Origin of the sequence: Bacillus nitratireducens, assembly GCF_001884135.1 — a bacterium.
In the GTDB taxonomy this organism is placed as follows: domain Bacteria; phylum Bacillota; class Bacilli; order Bacillales; family Bacillaceae_G; genus Bacillus_A; species Bacillus_A nitratireducens.
On the sequence record NZ_MAOC01000093.1, the window covers coordinates 69908 to 87839 of the forward strand.

Annotated in this window: 17 protein-coding genes; 10 read left to right on the forward strand and 7 right to left on the reverse strand. The window is 34.6% G+C overall.

The window, feature by feature from the left end; translation table 11 throughout:
* Window positions 1-147: 147 nt before the first annotated feature.
* On the reverse strand, window positions 148-1611 hold the full coding sequence (locus tag BAU23_RS27625; protein WP_001017141.1) for a nicotinate phosphoribosyltransferase: 1464 nt from the start codon (window positions 1609-1611) through the stop codon (window positions 148-150).
* A gap of 198 nt (window positions 1612-1809) precedes the next feature.
* On the opposite strand from BAU23_RS27625, the gene BAU23_RS27630 reads away from it, so the two are divergent.
* The 3 genes from BAU23_RS27630 (at window position 1810) to BAU23_RS27635 (ending at window position 5083) form a co-directional block, all read left to right on the forward strand.
* Window positions 1810-3084, forward strand: a complete 1275-nt coding sequence (locus BAU23_RS27630; RefSeq protein ID WP_001187967.1) for a tetratricopeptide repeat protein — start codon at window positions 1810-1812, stop codon at window positions 3082-3084.
* A 2-nt stretch (window positions 3085-3086) separates the two neighbouring features.
* On the forward strand, window positions 3087-3218 hold the full coding sequence (gene nprX, locus BAU23_RS30070; protein WP_000758169.1) for a quorum-signaling peptide NprX: 132 nt from the start codon (window positions 3087-3089) through the stop codon (window positions 3216-3218).
* Between the two features lie 164 nt (window positions 3219-3382).
* Window positions 3383-5083, forward strand: a complete 1701-nt coding sequence (locus BAU23_RS27635; protein WP_000824157.1) for a M4 family metallopeptidase — start codon at window positions 3383-3385, stop codon at window positions 5081-5083.
* Window positions 5084-5146: 63 nt separating this feature from the next.
* On the opposite strand, the gene BAU23_RS27640 is transcribed toward BAU23_RS27635, so the two are convergent.
* Complete coding sequence (locus BAU23_RS27640) at window positions 5147-5695, reverse strand: TVP38/TMEM64 family protein (protein WP_000852190.1); 549 nt, start codon at window positions 5693-5695, stop codon at window positions 5147-5149.
* A gap of 400 nt (window positions 5696-6095) precedes the next feature.
* Here BAU23_RS27640 and BAU23_RS27645 point away from each other — a divergent pair, with 400 nt between their 5' ends.
* The gene (locus tag BAU23_RS27645; RefSeq protein WP_071735632.1) at window positions 6096-6614 is read left to right on the forward strand and encodes an RNase A-like domain-containing lipoprotein; all 519 of its coding nucleotides are present in this window, start codon (window positions 6096-6098) and stop codon (window positions 6612-6614) included.
* A 15-nt stretch (window positions 6615-6629) separates the two neighbouring features.
* Window positions 6630-6902 carry a hypothetical protein gene (locus tag BAU23_RS27650; RefSeq protein ID WP_000288792.1) on the forward strand — a complete coding sequence of 91 codons (273 nt, stop codon included), beginning with the start codon at window positions 6630-6632 and terminating at the stop codon, window positions 6900-6902.
* Between the two features lie 49 nt (window positions 6903-6951).
* On the opposite strand, the gene BAU23_RS27655 is transcribed toward BAU23_RS27650, so the two are convergent.
* The 3 genes from BAU23_RS27655 to BAU23_RS27665 all read right to left on the reverse strand — a co-directional run bounded on the left by BAU23_RS27655 (window position 6952) and on the right by BAU23_RS27665 (window position 10821).
* On the reverse strand, window positions 6952-8205 hold the full coding sequence (locus tag BAU23_RS27655) for a VanW family protein (RefSeq protein ID WP_071735634.1): 1254 nt from the start codon (window positions 8203-8205) through the stop codon (window positions 6952-6954).
* A 234-nt stretch (window positions 8206-8439) separates the two neighbouring features.
* Window positions 8440-9456 carry an LCP family glycopolymer transferase gene (locus tag BAU23_RS27660; RefSeq protein WP_002074446.1) on the reverse strand — a complete coding sequence of 339 codons (1017 nt, stop codon included), beginning with the start codon at window positions 9454-9456 and terminating at the stop codon, window positions 8440-8442.
* 186 nt (window positions 9457-9642) lie between these two features.
* Window positions 9643-10821: a NupC/NupG family nucleoside CNT transporter gene (locus BAU23_RS27665; RefSeq protein WP_000668860.1), complete on the reverse strand. Its 1179-nt coding sequence runs from the start codon at window positions 10819-10821 to the stop codon at window positions 9643-9645.
* A 91-nt stretch (window positions 10822-10912) separates the two neighbouring features.
* On the opposite strand from BAU23_RS27665, the gene gloA2 reads away from it, so the two are divergent.
* The 3 genes from gloA2 to aspA all read left to right on the forward strand — a co-directional run bounded on the left by gloA2 (window position 10913) and on the right by aspA (window position 14325).
* Window positions 10913-11299, forward strand: coding sequence for an SMU1112c/YaeR family gloxylase I-like metalloprotein (gene gloA2 / locus BAU23_RS27670; RefSeq protein WP_071735693.1), 387 nt, complete (start codon window positions 10913-10915; stop codon window positions 11297-11299).
* A gap of 108 nt (window positions 11300-11407) precedes the next feature.
* The gene (locus BAU23_RS27675; RefSeq protein WP_000353328.1) at window positions 11408-12706 is read left to right on the forward strand and encodes a hemolysin family protein; all 1299 of its coding nucleotides are present in this window, start codon (window positions 11408-11410) and stop codon (window positions 12704-12706) included.
* Window positions 12707-12888: 182 nt separating this feature from the next.
* The gene (aspA, locus tag BAU23_RS27680) at window positions 12889-14325 is read left to right on the forward strand and encodes an aspartate ammonia-lyase (protein WP_000562159.1); all 1437 of its coding nucleotides are present in this window, start codon (window positions 12889-12891) and stop codon (window positions 14323-14325) included.
* A gap of 184 nt (window positions 14326-14509) precedes the next feature.
* Here the strand turns inward: aspA and BAU23_RS27685 are convergent, their stop codons facing one another.
* Together BAU23_RS27685 and BAU23_RS27690 are read right to left on the reverse strand one after the other, a co-directional pair.
* Window positions 14510-16129 (reverse strand): lactate permease LctP family transporter, encoded by a 1620-nt coding sequence (locus tag BAU23_RS27685; RefSeq protein WP_000109128.1) that lies wholly within the window; start codon window positions 16127-16129, stop codon window positions 14510-14512.
* Between the two features lie 203 nt (window positions 16130-16332).
* Window positions 16333-16722, reverse strand: coding sequence for a TlpA disulfide reductase family protein (locus tag BAU23_RS27690; protein WP_206763994.1), 390 nt, complete (start codon window positions 16720-16722; stop codon window positions 16333-16335).
* A 539-nt stretch (window positions 16723-17261) separates the two neighbouring features.
* Between BAU23_RS27690 and BAU23_RS27700 the strand changes: the two genes are divergently transcribed.
* Both BAU23_RS27700 and BAU23_RS27705 read left to right on the forward strand, forming a co-directional pair.
* Complete coding sequence (locus BAU23_RS27700) at window positions 17262-17549, forward strand: ArsR/SmtB family transcription factor (RefSeq protein ID WP_001075218.1); 288 nt, start codon at window positions 17262-17264, stop codon at window positions 17547-17549.
* Window positions 17550-17752: 203 nt separating this feature from the next.
* On the forward strand, window positions 17753-17932 hold the full coding sequence (locus tag BAU23_RS27705; protein WP_000383602.1) for an acid-soluble spore protein H: 180 nt from the start codon (window positions 17753-17755) through the stop codon (window positions 17930-17932).

Consider the following 17932-nt stretch of genomic DNA (forward strand, 5'->3'; position numbering starts at 1 on the left):
ATTTTGTTTTTAAATAATTTAATATATAAATTTACAAAAATATAATATTCTTCTTATTATTTTAATATATTTTTTACAAATATCCATATAGTATTGAAAAATGGAGAAGTGGGGAAGGGACAAAACCCCACTGATTAAAGTTTCACTTTATCTTTGTATGTTTTTTTCAACTTGTTCTCGAACAGTTTGAATATAATTCATTTTATGATCCCAACATTCTTGGCTTAAATCGACAGGGTACTCTTCAGGGTTTAAAGTTCGCATATACTCTTCCCAGAATAGTGAGAGGCTGCGTTCGTTATACTTTTGGATATCTAATATATTAGGTAATTCATACGCTCTTTTACCGTTAATGAAAATATCTTGATGCAGTTCGCGTGCTTCAAAGTTTGTTACGAATTTACTTATATAGGTATGAACTGGATGAAACATTTTTAAACGTTCTTCTTTTCCGGGTTCTTCTGACTCTAAGGCAATATAATCGCCCTCTGCATGATCGTTAACACGGTTGATAATACGATAAATTCTTTTAAGTCCTGGGGTTGTAATTTTTTCAGGATTAGATGAAATCTTAATCGTATCATTTAATTTTCCGTCAGTATCTTCAATAGCGACTAGTTTATAAACAGCCCCTAATGCTGGCTGCTCAAAGGATGTAATCAGTTTTGTACCAACACCCCATACATCAATTTTTGCCCCTTGAGATTTCAAGTGCATAATCGTATATTCATCTAAATCGCTAGAAGCGATAATTTTTGTTTTTGTAAATCCAGCTGCGTCAAGTTGTTTTCTGGCTTCCTTTGATAAATATGCCATATCACCGCTATCAAGGCGAATGCCATAAAAATCGATACGATCCCCGAACTCTTTTGCAACACGAATCGCATTTGGAACACCAGATTTTAATGTGTCGTATGTATCGACAAGAAATACACATTTTTTATGTGTTTCAGCATATTTTTTAAATGCAACATATTCATCGCGATATGCTTGAACGAAAGAATGGGCATGTGTGCCAGCTACAGGGATGCCAAAGCGTTTCCCTGCACGAACGTTACTTGTAGATGAAAAACCACCAATAAAGGCAGCGCGTGTTCCCCAAAGGGCAGCATCAAACTCATGAGCGCGTCTTGTACCGAACTCTAAAAGCTCATCATTATTTGCAGCGTGCTTCATACGTGCAGCTTTTGTAGCAATTAATGTTTGGTAATTTACAATATTTAAGAGGGCGGTTTCAATTATTTGTGCCTCACCGAGTGGTGCATCAACCCGTAATAAAGGCTCGTTATTAAAAACAACTTCACCTTCTTGCATACTACGAATCGTTCCAGTAAATTTCATGTTTTGTAAATAATGAAGGAAGTCTTCTTCAAATTGCAGCTCTGCTAAATAAGCGATGTCACTTTCGGTAAAACTGAAATTTTCTATGTACTCTACAATTTTCTCAAGACCTGCAAAAACAGCATAGCCATTTTCAAATGGAAGCTTTCGAAAGTATAAATCAAAAACAGAACGGCGATTATGAATACCATCTTTCCAATATGTATAAGCCATGTTGATTTGATATAAATCTGTATGTAAGGCGTAACTATCGTCTTTATAATGATTCATTGCGAAAACACCTCCGTAATTTGGTTATAGTATACCAATTTTTCCCCTTGCGTAGCAAAGAAGTAATAGGGATTGAAGTCAAGAGAGAAAAAAATGAAATAATGCATATTTTTTAGAAAATTTACATTTATCAATTTATATTTCTCTGGATTTTATGTATTATTAGAGTAATGGGGGTAATGAGAATGGAGGAGGACAATGCAACAAACATTAGAAAAAATAGGCAAGCAAGTTTTTTATAAACGGCTACAGCAAAAAATGACACAAGAAGAATTATGTCAGGGCATTTGTTCTGTCTCATACTTAAGTAAGATCGAAAATGGAAAGATTGAAGCATCGGAAGAAATTCTACAATTGCTCTGCACAAGACTAGAAATTGCTGTGACGGATTTGAGAGATGTAGAAGAAGATGTGAAGGTGAAGTTGGATGAATGGCTGAATGCACTAGTTCATTTGGACAAGCAACAAGTAGAACGCATATACCAAGAGTTGCAAGGTGAAATAAAGCATGTTTTGGATTTTGAAATTATAAATTATTATAAACTGCTGTATACACGTTATTTAATTATGAAAAGGGATATATCTGCACTTGAAGAAGAATTAGAAAGATTAAAGAAAGTCTACAAAAAGTATTCTCCATTTCAGAAGTTATTATATACGTACAGTAGAGGGTTGTTGTGCTGTTTGCAGTATAGATGGAAGGATGGACTAGATTACTTATTAAAAACAGAAGTAATGGCCAAGGAACAAGGGTATCATGAAACGGGTATGTACTATAATATAGCGCTTGCATATACTCATTTAGATATTCATCACCTTGCAATTCATTTTGTGAATATAGCATTAGAAGGATTTCGCAGTGAATATAAGTTTAGAAATATAATTAATTGCCAGATACTTATTGCGGTAAGTTACACAGAAAAAGGTCAGTATGAAGAGGCTTTAAAAATGTATGAGAGTATATTGAGGGAGGCCACCTCTTTTGCGGATAAGGATGTACTTTTAGCTATTACTTTAAGCAATATGGGAAGCATATATTATAAAAAAAGCAAATATCAGCAGGCGAAGAAATATTATTTGGATAGTCTGCAACTTCAAAAACAAGTAGATTTAAACTATCTAGATACAATATATGAACTGGCATTAGTATGCATTAAATTAGAGGAATTAGAAGAGGCAAAGGAATGGATTGATAAGGGAATTGTTGCAGCAAAACAAGAAGAGAGATTTAATGCAAAGTTATATTTGCTTTTAATTCTTAGATATAAACATTTTGAAGAAGCAAAAGATTATAAAGTATTTTTGGAAAATGAGGCTATTCCTTTGTATAAATCTGCGGGAAATAAAATAGAATTAAAGAAAGTATACGTTGAACTCGCAGAACATTTCGCTAGTTTATCGAGATTTGAGGAAAGTAATCGATATTATAGGTTAGTTATTGATTTGATGAATGATAATAAGGAGGAGGAGTGAAAATGAAAAAGGTGGTATTTGGAGTATTGGCGTTTATAGTGACTCTTACAGTTGCTGGAGGAATACATCAGTATAGTAGTAAACCTGATATCGTTGGTCAACAAGCTAAAACAGTTGAACAAATTAATTTATAAAAAAACCCCTTTCCAAATGGAAAGGGGTTTTTCAATATTTGTTCCTCAAAATTCTACAACACTTGAGAAAGAAATTAATTGAATTTTTAGTATATTAATAGTGGAAACATAATGCTAATATGAAACTACTCTTTTCAAAAATTTTTTATTAGGGGGAAGGTTATATGAAAAGAAAGAGTTTAGCGTTAGTGTTAGCGACAGGAATGGCAGTTACTACGTTCGGAGGGACAGGCTCTGCGTTTGCGGATTCTAAAAATGTGCTCTCTACGAAAAAGTACAATGAGACGGTACAGTCACCTGAGTTTATTTCTGGTGATCTAACTGGAGCAACTGGTAAGAAAGCGGAATCTGTTGTGTTTGATTACTTAAACGCGGCAAAAGGTGATTATAAGTTAGGGGAAAAGAGTGCGCAAGATTCTTTCAAAGTGAAACAAGTGAAAAAAGACGCTGTGACTGATTCAACAGTAGTACGTATGCAACAAGTTTACGAGGGAGTACCTGTATGGGGATCTACTCAAGTAGCTCACGTAAGTAAAGATGGCTCTTTAAAGGTATTGTCTGGAACAGTTGCGCCTGATTTAGACAAGAAGGAAAAGTTGAAAAATAAAAATAAGATTGAAGGCGCAAAAGCAATTGAAATCGCGCAACAAGATTTAGGAGTAACACCTAAATATGAGGTGGAACCAAAAGCGGACTTATATGTATATCAAAATGGTGAAGAAACGACATATGCATACGTTGTGAATTTAAACTTCTTAGAGCCAAATCCAGGAAACTATTATTATTTCATTGAAGCAGAAAGCGGTAAAGTATTAAATAAATATAATAAAATTGATCATGTAACAAATGATGATAAGTCACCAGTTAAACAAGATGCTCCTAAACAGGATGCGAAAGCGGTTGTAAAACCTGTAACAGGAACGAATAAGGTGGGAACTGGTAAAGGTGTATTAGGAGATACAAAATCGCTTAATACAACGTTATCTGGATCGTCTTACTATTTACAGGATAATACACGTGGAGCAACGATTTTTACATATGATGCGAAAAATCGTTCGACGTTACCAGGAACATTATGGGCAGATGCAGATAATGCTTTCAATGCGGCATATGATGCAGCAGCAGTAGATGCTCATTACTATGCAGGTAAAACATATGATTATTATAAAGCTACATTTAACAGAAACTCTATTAATGATGCAGGAGCACCATTAAAATCAACAGTTCATTACGGAAGTAAGTATAATAACGCGTTCTGGAATGGCTCTCAAATGGTATACGGAGATGGTGATGGTGTAACATTTACTTCATTATCTGGCGGTATTGATGTAATTGGTCACGAATTAACACATGCTGTTACGGAGAACAGTTCAGATTTAATTTATCAAAATGAATCAGGAGCGCTAAATGAAGCAATTTCTGATATCTTTGGTACTTTAGTAGAATTCTATGATAACCGTAACCCGGATTGGGAGATTGGTGAAGATATTTATACACCTGGTAAAGCGGGAGATGCACTTCGTTCTATGAGTGATCCAGCGAAATATGGTGACCCAGACCACTATTCTAAGCGTTACACTGGTTCAAGTGATAACGGTGGTGTTCATACAAATAGCGGTATTATTAACAAACAAGCGTATTTATTAGCAAATGGTGGTACGCATTCTGGTGTAACTGTAACTGGTATCGGTAAAGATAAATTAGGTGCGATTTACTACCGTGCAAATACACAGTATTTCACGCAATCTACTACATTTAGTCAAGCTCGTGCTGGTGCAGTACAAGCTGCAGCGGATTTATATGGTGCTAGCTCTGCAGAAGTAAATGCAGTGAAGCAATCATTTAGTGCTGTTGGTGTAAACTAAGGCTTTAAAGGATAGTTATTAATAAAATACTTCAAAAATAAAGAAGGAGCATAGGCTCCTTCTTTATTTTTTTCTCCATTTTTTCCACAAATAAAACAATCCAACACACCCCGCGATTGCTACAATCCACTTCGCTTCATTCGTTCCATTCATGACATGATAGGCAGAATATACTTCGATTAACAAAGCCGGTATTTTACCTATTGTACTGGCAATACTGAAGGGTAGTAATGACATTTTGCCTAGAGCTGCAAATAAAGTAACGATACTGGACGGAATGAAAGGGATAAAGCGAAAAGATAGGACGAGTAGAAATGCCTCTCTGCCTTCTACGTAAAGAAGACGCTCTACCTTTGGATACTTATTTACTTTATCGTGAGTGAACTTTTGAAGGCCTATACGATAAATATAAAACGAGATAATAGCCCCTAATGCCTCACCTGCGATCGAAATAATGGTTCCGTTTGTTACACCAAAGAGCTGTATGTTAATAGCGGTCAAAAAAATACTAGGGATAAAACCTAAAAGACTGATGATGATGTTGATTAAGATACTAAGTGGAATTGCGATTGAATAATAGTCTGTTAAGAAGTTTTGAATTGTTTCAGCCATTCTTTAAAATCCTTTATCTTTTTTTGCATTACACCATATTTCCATTGTATAGGCAAGGGGGAATTTACATAATGTAGAAAAGTGTTGATAAAACGACTTTTATATACCTTATACAGGTATTGGGTATATAAAATAAGGGGTATATTTTAATTTATCGAAAAACACTCCATAAATCCTGTTACTAAAGGATTTATGGAGTGTTTCAAATAGTGTTTTAATCCGGGAAATAATTATAAAATCATAGGGGTATATTTTAAAGTGGGTGAAAAACAGTGGTTTGATGAAAATAGAGTGGTAAATATAACAAAATAGCTGAAGGATTTAAAAAATGTATGTGTTTTTTCTTTGTGAAATTGACTTTTAGTGGAGTTACGATAATAATCATGGAAGAGGTGATATGATGAAACGAATAAGTAGTCTTTTCTTCAGTAGTTTACTGGCATTAATGCTGATCTTAAGTGGATGTGCAGGAAAAGAACAAAAAACAGAGAAACAAACAGGGAATCAATCGACATCAGTAGAAAAAATTAGTGATAATATTTTAGATGAAATGGAAGGGCCACCTAAAAATGGTCATACGATTGAAAGACATGTAGGTAAATCAGAAGAGGATTTGAAGAGTCGTTTGAAGACAGATAAAGTATCAGCGGCAAGTACATACTATGATAAGGAAACAGCCACGAAAGCTGTAAAAGATAGTTTGAAGCAACATGATAAGGAAATTCAAGATTGGTTAAAAAATTCTAAAGAGGCTCGTCTCGTATTAAATACAACTCATTCATTCCCCGTTGGAAAAACGGTAATAAAGAAAAATATGAATGTAAAAGACAAGTTAGTAAAAACTGTTACTGTTTTAGCGAGAGATAAGTCAGGAGATTTAGGATATAAGATTATTACTTCTTATCCATCTGACAAATAAGAAGGGGGAGTACATATGTATACGACATTACAATACTTTCTTAAATCATACTGTACGTTAAGTATTCATGAGGATGAAATAATAAGCGTGATGGAAGAGTTTATAGAGCAAGAAGATGAAGAGATTGTTTTGAAATTACGCGATGAATTATTATATATGAAGAAAAAGGATACTTGGGAAGAGGCGTGCGTATTAGCTGCGAAGCAAGGGAATCGTATGTGGTCGTTAGAAGAAACGAAAGACCATCTTGCAACCTTTTTAGTATTATTGCAAAAGAAAAAGGCGTGAGTAGATCACGCCTTTTTTGTTTTTTGAAATTTTCCTGTTTATTAGCACCTCATTGTTTTGGAGCGCTTTTATATACGCTTTTTGAAATTTGTCCATTTGAGATTACTTCACCGTTTTGTGTTACTTTTTTATACGTTACCGCTGTTATTTTGTCATTAGCTCTACTAATTACTTGAGAAGAAACTTCAACACTTTTACCAGTATTTGTGCCGAAAATACGAGTAGTAATACTACCTCCATTTGAAAATGCTTGAATATAAATATGATTGCCTGTATTGTTTTTAAATTTTAAATCCGGACCATAATCTGCCACTGCTGCATCTTGCCCAAGTGGTAAATAATTTACGGGCATGGAATGATTGCTTCGAGAAACAATTCCTAAATCTGCCCTTAAAGCGGCGCTATATAAAGTACTACTAACTTGGCAAACACCTCCACCTGCACTTTGTATAACTTTACCTTCTGAAAATACTGCTGCGGACTTATAACCATGTGCAGCATCCGTTACGCCAACGCGGCCATTAAAACTAAACGTTTCATCAGGTGCGACAATAACTCCACTTAAAGTATTAGCTGACTTATTTACGTTATAGGATTGGTTTCCATTACGACCAGCCATTGGAGTTGAATATTCAGCAATCACTTCTTTAATTCCCATTTTCTGTATATCTTCTGTAGAACGCTCAGGTTTTAAAAGTGTAACTGGTAACGTAACGTCTGATGTGCCAGAAGTAATGGCCTGTTTCGTTAGATCAGTTAACTTTCCTTTATCAATTTTTTCTCCATTTTGACTTTGGCTAATATTTACTGTAGAGCCTTCAACATTTAATTCTGCATTAACAGGATTTTTTAATGTTTCATTATATTTATCCTTTATAAAGGTTTCATAAGTTGTTGTATTTAATTGTGGTTTTAATTTATAGTTACGCTTTAATTCACCGTTTTCAGCTTGCTTACGCATGTTGTAACGATTCATTACGTTCCCTTCTTGTTCTTTGAAGATATTGTCGACAATATCCTTCTCTTTATAATCTACTCCTAAATCTTTCCACGTATAATTTTGTTTTTCATTTTGGAATACGTAGTTAAGAGACTTTTGATTGAATTCATTCACCTTTTGATTAACAATGGCTTGAATATCTGCTTTATTTTTTCCCTCAAGAGAAATACCTTCAAATGTAGTGTTTGGTAATGCAGTTGTATTTAGTTGATTATTTAATTTAGATACATATTGATATCCACCAACACAAAGTAATATGCCACCAGCGGTAGCGGAACCGATCAGTATTTTGCGTAGCTTCATTTATTTCCCCCCAGAAAAATTTGTATAAATATATGTATTACATTTTTTGTATAAAAATGATGAAAATAACATTATGTAGGTACTAGTATACTATTATTTTCACTATGTGTGTAATGTTTTTATAAAAAATGTTACACTGCTGTAATAATTGTCTCTTTTTGTCACAATATGTACGAGAAATATGTTGAAAATTATAATAAAAAGGCTGCTTAGAAAAATCTAGCAGCCTTTTTATTATAATTTTTTATGCTCATTTTTATTCGTAACACCGAGATGTTCTTGAAGTGTTGTCGATATATCATTAACACTTTTTTCGTTTGGAACGTAATAATAAATACCACCTATATATTTATCAGTACCTTCTACTTGCATTTTGTCCATTTTTAAATTGGAATCCATTGAATTTTTGGCAATGGTCATCATATCGTCAAAAGTTAAATTTGTTTTTAAGTCTTTATCGACAGCGTCGAGTAGACCACCGATTTTATTAATGGAATTGAGAGATAGGGCTTTTTCAGCAATAGCCTCTAAAACAAGTTGTTGTCGTTGACCACGCATATAATCACTATCAATATGACGAGTTCTAGCTAGTGCAAGTGCTTCTTCTCCATTTAAATGTTGACGTCCTTTTTCTAGATGAATTGCATTTGCTTCGTCTTTACTATTTTGTTCTGTAAACTCAACCGGAACATCGACAGTAATACCACCAAGGGAATCAACGATTTTGATAAAGGATTTAAAGTTAAATTTTACATAGTAGTCAACTGGAACGTCTAAAAAGGTCTCTACTGTATCAATCGTGCTATCTACACCACCGAATACATGCGCATGTGTAATTTTATCGTATTTATCACGTGATTTAATGTAGACGCGTGAATCACGTGGAATGCTGACAAGTTTAACGGATTTATCGTTTTTATTAATTGTTGCAAGTAATAACGCATCCGTACGAGTCGCTTTTCCATAACCTTTTTCCCTAATATCACTTTCATCAACGCCCATAATAAGGACAGAAATATTGTCAGTCATAGGTTTAACGGCTTTTTCACGTTTGCTGGATTTATCTCCTCGGCCGAGTTCAGAATAGGCGTTGCTTAAGACGGATTTTGCTTTACTGTATATATGGAAGGAGTAACCTCCTGCTCCCATTGCTACAATAAGTAAGGGAATAAGAATGAACCAAAGTAGGCGCTTTTTCTTTGAACGTCCTTTTTTGGCTCGAGTTTCTTTGTTAATGTCGGATTTCATCATTTTTTCTCCTTTAAAACAATCGAAGTGTATACATCTAGAAGCGTATTAAAACACATAAAAAATATTGTACGCTAAATAAAGGGTATTGTACATGTATAAAAAATAGATGTCTTGATTATTTATAAGACACCTATTCGTTATTGTATACAAAAGACAGGGATAAGAAAATGATAAAAATTTACCTAATTACAGCATAATACTTACAATAATTGCAGATAAAATGCTAACAAGAGTAGCTCCGTATAGTAATTTTAGGCCGAAGCGGGCAACAACATTTCCTTGTTCTTCGTTTAACCCTTTTACCGCACCGGAAATAATTCCAATGGAAGAAAAGTTAGCAAAAGAAACGAGGAAGACAGAAATAATACCAACTGTACGGATAGAGAGTGTGCTGGAAATTTTACTAAGATCCATCATTGCTACAAATTCATTTGTTACAAGCTTTGTTGCCATAATGCTACCTGCTGTGACAATTTCAGAACTTGGTACGCCGATAAGAAATGCAATAGGGGCGAATACATAGCCTATTAGTTGTTGGAAAGTAATGCCGAATATAATGAGGAATAGGTCATTAATGCAACTCATTAATGCGACGAATCCAATGAGCATAGCGCCGACGACAATTGCTACACGAAAACCATCAAGAATGTATTCTCCAAGCATTTCAAAGAAACTTTGTTTTTCCCCTTTTATTACCAAAATGTCTTCATCATCGTTAACGTCGTAAGGGTTAATAATGAGTACGATAATAAAACCACTAAATAAATTGAGAACGAGTGCGGTTACTACATATTTTGGTTCAATCATTGTCATATAGGCACCGACAATGGACATAGATACTGTTGACATAGCAGAGGCGCAAAGTGTATATAGTCGATGTTTTGGAATTTGGGCTAATTGTTTTTTAACCGTAATAAAAACTTCTGATTGGCCGACAATAGCGGAAGCGATGGCGTTGTAAGATTCTAATTTCCCAAGACCGTTTATTTTACTAAGAAAGAAACCAATCCAGCGAATAAAGAATGGTAGTATTTTGAAATGTTGTAATATACCAATTAAGACGGAGATAAAGACAATCGGTAATAATACGTTAAGGAAAAATGGCATTTCCCCTTTATTTGCAAGACCGCCAAATACAAAGTTTATACCACTGGCAGCATACTCAAGTAGCCTCGTAAACAGGCTGGAAATTACCGTAATAAGTATGAGACCGATTTCTGTATTTAATAATAAATAGGTTAAAATTAATTGTATAATAAGCATGATAAAAATTGGTTTGAATTTAATATGTTTTTTATTGTTGCTAGCAATGTAGGCAAGGAAAAAAACAACGATAAGTCCAACGAAAAAAGTAATAAATTTCATCATAAGCCCCCTAAAAGAGATATTCTGCTATATATGTTTTTCATTTAAAAGGAGAATATGCATGTTTGATAAAGAGAGGAATAGAGGAATCATGAATATATGTAGAGTACATCACGTTGCAATTATTTGTTCAAATTATGAAGTGTCAAAGGATTTTTATACACGAATATTAGGTTTCAAAGTGATGAATGAAGTATACAGAAAGGAACGAAATTCTTATAAGTTAGATTTATGTGTAGGGGAAGAGTATCAAATTGAATTATTTTCATTTTCAAGTCCGCCTGAGCGCCCAAGTTTTCCAGAAGCAGCCGGGCTTAGACATTTAGCATTTGCTGTTACAAATATAGAAGAAGCTGTAAAGCATTTAAAACAATGCGGTGTGGAGACTGAAGCGATACGTATTGATGAAATTACGGAGAAAAAATTTGTCTTTTTCCAAGATCCTGATGGCTTGCCTTTAGAATTGTATGAGGCTTGAAATTGGTGAATTTTATATAGGGTTGCTTTCAAATAAATGAAGAAACTAAAGTGAAACTTCTTTTTAAAAGGAGGTGTAACTTTAGCTTAAGAAAGCTAAAGGACATATGTGGATATTTTAAAATTATTGATGGTAGTTCTTCTTATTGGTTTAACAGCATTTTTTGTGGCTGTTGAGTTTGCAATTATTAAGGTACGTAGCAGCCGTATTGATCAACTCGTTAGTGAAAAACGACGAGGAGCATTGGCAGCAAAAAAAGTAACTTCGAATTTAGATGAGTATTTATCAGCATGTCAGTTAGGTATTACAATCACTGCTTTAGGGCTTGGGTGGTTGGGCGAGCCGACTATAAAACATTTACTCGAGCCGTTGTTTTTAAAACTACACCTATCTCCTGCAATTGCAAGTACAGTTTCATTTATTATTGCCTTTGCAGTGATTACGTTTTTACATGTTGTCATTGGTGAACTTGCTCCGAAGACGTTGGCTATACAAAGAGCAGAGCAAGTTAGCTTATTATTATCGAAGCCAATTATTTACTTTTACCGAGTAATGTATCCCTTTATTTGGGCTTTAAATGGTTCTGCAAGGCTTGTAACAGGGTTATTCGGATTACATCCAGCTTCTGAACATGAAGTAGCTCATTCGGAGGAAGAATTACGATTAATCTTATCTGAGAGTTATGAGAGCGGAGAGATTAATCAAAGGGAATTTAAATATGTAAATAATATTTTTGAATTCGATAATAGAGTCGCAAAGGAAATTATGGTGCCTCGTACGGAAGTTGTAGGTTTATATGAGGACGAACCATTTGAAACACATATTAAAATAATCGCACAAGAAAAATATACGAGGTATCCTGTATTTGGTGAAGATAAAGATGAAATTATTGGGATGGTTAATGTAAAGGATTTATTTATTCGTTATATGGATGATAATCGAGATGAGGAGTGCTCGATTACACCGTATACAAGGCCAGTTATTGAAGTGTTAGAAAATATTCCTATACATGATTTACTATTGCAAATGCAAAGAAAACGAATTCCATTAGCGGTATTATATGATGAATATGGCGGTACAGCAGGGATTGTTACACTAGAAGATATTTTAGAAGAAATTGTTGGAGAAATCCGAGATGAATACGATGAAGATGAACACCCGCCTATAGAGCATATAAGTGAAGGGTATAAAATCGTAGAGGGAAAAGTGCTTATTAGTGAAGTAAATGATTTATTGGGCATACACTTAATCGCTGATGATGTAGATACAATCGGTGGCTGGATTATGGTACAAAAACAAATCGTTGCTGAGGGAGACATTATTGAGAAACACGGCTTTTCTTTTAAAGTTCTTGAAAAGGATATGCATCAAATTAAGCGAGTTGAAATAAAGGCAGTAGAAGAATGATTGGATTTTCTATTATATAAACTTTAATAAAAAGGATATATAGAAAAATAAATGTTTGCGCTTTCAAAAGCGGTGCTTTATAGTGAAGGTGGATACTGAAGAATTCTTTTTAATGATACTCGTATTTTATAGGGCGAATTCTTTGGATAAGGATTTAGAATGAAAAGTATAGGTGATGAAAAATGATAGCAACGAAGGATATACGTATAGAAAAAGATTTTTTAGGTGAAAAGGAAGTACCGAGTGTAGCTTATTATGGTGTACAAACATTACGTGCCGTAGAAAACTTTCCGATTACAGGATATCGCATTCATCCGTCACTCATTACGGCAATGGCAATTGTAAAAAAAGCGGCAGCGCTTGCGAATATAGATACAGGTTACTTGGCTAAAGATATCGGACAAGAAATTGTAGAAGCTGCACAAGAGATTATAGATGGAAAGTTCCATGATCAATTTATCGTAGACCCAATTCAGGGCGGAGCAGGGACTTCAATTAATATGAATACTAATGAAGTAATTGCTAATAGAGCACTAGAACGTATGGGATACGAAAAAGGTGAGTATGCGAAAATTAGTCCAAACACTCATGTGAACATGGCTCAATCAACAAATGATGCGTTTCCAACGGGAATTCATATTGCTACTCTGATGATGTTAGAAGAGCTTCTTATTACAATGGAAGAACTTCATTCTGCTTTCCGTACAAAGGCAAAAGAGTTCGATCATGTTATTAAAATGGGACGCACACATTTACAAGATGCGGTGCCAATTCGACTTGGACAAGAATTTGAAGCGTATAGCCGTGTGCTAGAGCGTGATATAAAAAGAATTAAACAGTCTCGTCAACATTTATATGAAGTAAATATGGGGGCGACAGCTGTTGGTACGGGATTAAATGCAAATCCTACGTACATTGAACAAGTGGTAAAACATTTACGAACATTTAGCGGATTCCCACTTGTCGGCGCAGAGCATTTAGTTGATGCAACGCAAAATACAGATGCATACACAGAAGTATCTGCAGCATTAAAAGTATGTATGATGAATATGTCTAAAATTGCAAATGACCTTCGTATTATGGCATCTGGTCCACGTGTCGGATTAGCTGAAATTCAATTGCCTGCACGTCAACCAGGTTCATCCATTATGCCAGGTAAAGTAAATCCAGTTATGGCAGAAGTAATTAACCAAGTCGCTTTCCAAGTAATCGGAAATGACCATACAATTTGCTTAGCATCAGAAGCAGGGCAATTAGAGTTAAACGTAATGGAGCCTGTACTTGTATTTAATTTAATTCAATCTATCAGTATTATGAATAACGGATTCCGTGTATTCCGTGAATACTGTATTAAAGGAATTACAGCAAATGAAGAATTGCTGAAGCAATATGTTGAGAAAAGTGTTGGAATTATTACAGCGGTGAACCCTCATATTGGTTATGAAGCAGCATCTCGCATCGCACGTGAAGCAATTGAAACAGGAAAATCTGTTAGGGAGCTATGCTTAGAACATGGTGTACTTACAGCAGAAGAGCTTGATATTATTTTAGATCCATATGAAATGACGCATCCTGAAATTGCTGGTGCTTCTTTATTAAAGAATAAAGTGAAACTTTAATCAGTGGGGGGGGAATCCCCCACTGATTATTAGCCCGCACCAATCGGGCTTTTACGGGCAGTTGATCTCCCATCTAACTCCCTCGCATTCGCCGAATTTTGGGGTGGGAGTTTTACTGCCCACAAATAGCGGGATAAAAAAATGTAATAAAAAAAGCACCGATCCATTTGGATCGGTGCTTTTTTTAGAAGATATTAAATACCGAGTTAAGTTGAAGTAAGCTAATAATAGCTAAGAAGATTAAACTATATTTCATCACTATTTTAAATAGAGCAGATTCTTTACCAACTAGTCCAACTGCTGCACAAGCAACTGCTATAGATTGTGGTGAAACCATTTTTGCGATTGTACCACCAACTACGTTTAATGAAACGAGAGTAGATGGAACGATGTTTAACTGATCGGCAGTTACTGCTTGAAGTGGTGCGAATAATGAGCCACTTGATACGACTGAACCTGTAATGAATACGCCAATCCATCCTAAAATTGGAGAAAGAACTGGGAATGCATTTCCTGTAGAAGAGAATGCAAGTCCAAGTGTAGATGACATACCAGAGTAGTTCTCTACGTAAGCTAAAGCGATAACGCTACAAATTGTATATACTGGAACTTTTAGTTCTTTTATTGTTTCGATCATTAATTCTTTAATCATTTTGCCGTTTACACGGTAGACGATAAGTGAAACGATAATTGCTAATACAATCGCAGTAGTTGTAGAAGAGAATACATCTAGTTTGAAAATCGCTGCGAAAGGTGTATCAGCCTTTGTAATTGGTGCAGTTTTCATAACCGCATTATGAAGACCAGGGAATTGAATGTTAAATACTAAGTTTGCCAATGGACCATCCGGAGCAAATAAAGCTTTAATTGGTTTTAAATTAAAGATTGTTACAAATGCAGTTAAGAATACGAATGGAGACCAAGCATATAAAATTTGATTGAATGTATGAGATTCTTTTTCTTCTTGTTTTTCTTCTTTAGCAGAAGATTTTGGTTGCCAAACACGTAAGAATAATGCAAGAGCGACCATACTTACGACTGCTGCGAAAATATTAGTAAGTTCAGCGCCTAAGAAGTAAGTCACAAGGAACTGAGTAATTGCGAAAGAAACACCACTTACAAGAATACCTTGCCAAGTTTCTTTAATTCCTTTAATTCCATCGACCATTGAAACAAGTAAGAACGGTAAAACAATGCTAATGAATGGCAAAATGTAAACAGCTTGACGACCGACAGTTAATGCATCTAGCCCAGTTAATTGTGCAGGTACTGTAACTGGAATACCCATAGCACCCATAGCACCACCAGCGATGTTAGCTACTAAGCAAATACCTGCTGCTTTTAATGGATTAAAGCCCATACCTACAAGTAATGCAGCTGTAATAGCAACTGGAACACCGAAACCAGCTGCGCCTTCTAAGAAAGCACCGAAAGAATAAGCGATTAATAATACTTGTAAACGCTGATCATTTGTAATACTTGAAATGCTATCACGAATGACATTGAATTGTTCTGTTTTAACAGTTAATTTGTAAAGGAAGATAGCTGCGATAACGATAGTACAAATTGGATAAAATCCAGATAAAACACCGAATCCGGCAGATGCTACTGCTGCAGTTGCAGGCATTTTATAAACAAATATTGCAAGGATAATAGCAACAATCACACTGTAAAGACCAGCCATGTAACCTTTCATTTTGAATCCCACTAAACAAATAATGAAGCAAAAAATTGGGAGTGCTGCGATTAGTGCAGATAACCAAATGTTGTTTAATGGGTCATAAATTTGTGTCCAAGTACTCATAATAATGACAACTCCTATCTATTTTATGTGAAGAAATTCACATTATTTGTGAAACTATTCACAATCAACTTACATGCTTAGTATATTCTCCTTCAACACTATTGTCAACGTGAAAAAGTATAATTATTCCATAATAGTATTAAAAGTAACATTTTGTTCATAAAGTAGACAAAAAGCGTAATCAAATTAATTTGATTACGCTTTTATAAATTATTGACATATTCTTTCATTTTTTCATATGTCATTGGTCCTACATGCTTATATTGAATGACACCGTTTGAATCGATGACAAAAGATGTTGGAATACTGATAATTTGATATGCGGCACTTGCCTGTCCTTTCTGATCTAATAGGACGGGGAAGGTATATTTGTTTTCTTCAAGAAATTGTTTTACATTGTTCGGGTCTTTTTCAGTAGCTGTCGCATTTACAGCAACAATTTCAATCCCCATATCTTTAGTATCGTGATAAAACTTTTCCATATCAGGCATTTCTATTTTGCATGGACCACACCAGCTTGCCCAAAAATTCAATATTACTTTTTTTCCTTTATAGTCTGTAAGACGAACTTCTTGACCAGTGGTTGTTTCCAGAAGGAAATCGAGGGCAACATTGCCAACTTCAGTTCCAATGGGGATGTTTGACTTTGAAGCTATATCTTTTTTTTTGTCTAATAGGAAGTGATTGATAATAGTCCAACCGACCGCAATACTAAGTAACGCAATAATAAACCATTTTTTAATACTACATCATCCTCCTTACTTAAATTTCCTTTTTTATCGTAACAAATTGGTTAAATATGGTCAAATTACTTTACGATAGGTTATCAATTATGGACGATATTTTACAATATCATTACTGTACATTTCAGTAAGGTGAAAATATAACAAAAAGCCTGATAAAACAACGTTTGTAAGCAAAGTATCACTAGCCCTTTATTTTGCTTTTTCGTTGTATCATATAGTATAATATTCAGAATCAGGAGGGATTTTTTCCTGAACTGTGTGCTGATAAAAGGAGGAAAAATTTTTCAGCATTATAGGTTGATAAAGTTATGTCGTGACAGGAAATATAAGAACAGATATATAAATAAATAATAAAGAAAATAAAAAACGAAAATGAGGGGAACTTTATGAACCAAAATCAATTTGACTGTCGTATTTCAGAAGAAGACGTACAGATGTTAAGAGCATTAGCTCATCCACTTCGTCTACGTTTAGTAATGGAACTAATGCAGCGTGGAACATGTAATGTAACACAATTACAAGAGGTATTAGAAATTCCACAATCAACTGTTTCACAGCATTTAACGAAATTAAAACAAAATAAAGTAGTACGCTTTGAGAGACGCGGGTTAGAAGTATACTATCAAGTTCATAACGATAAAGTAAGTGAAGTAGTAAAAACATTATTTTCTTAATTTTTGAATATTATGGAAAAAAGACGGATGAAATATACGTCTTTTTTTATTTGGAAAAGATGTAATAATAGGAAGAATTGAGAACGTATATAGTAGTGCGTCAGAAAGAAACAAACTATTGAAGTGCTAAATTGATGGAATATATTCTGAAGGGATATGAAAAGATAGAAAGGAGTGTAGTAAGCAAAAGGAGGGATAGTAGTATGGATGTGACACGTGTGAAACAAATCTTATCTTCTTCAAGTAGAATTGACGTTACATATGAAGGCGTACCAGTATGGATTGAGAGCTGTGATGAGCAGAGCGGAGTTGCTCAAGTATATGATGTATCTAATCCTGGAGAAAGCGTTCACGTGAACGTGACGGCTTTAGAGGAGAAGTAA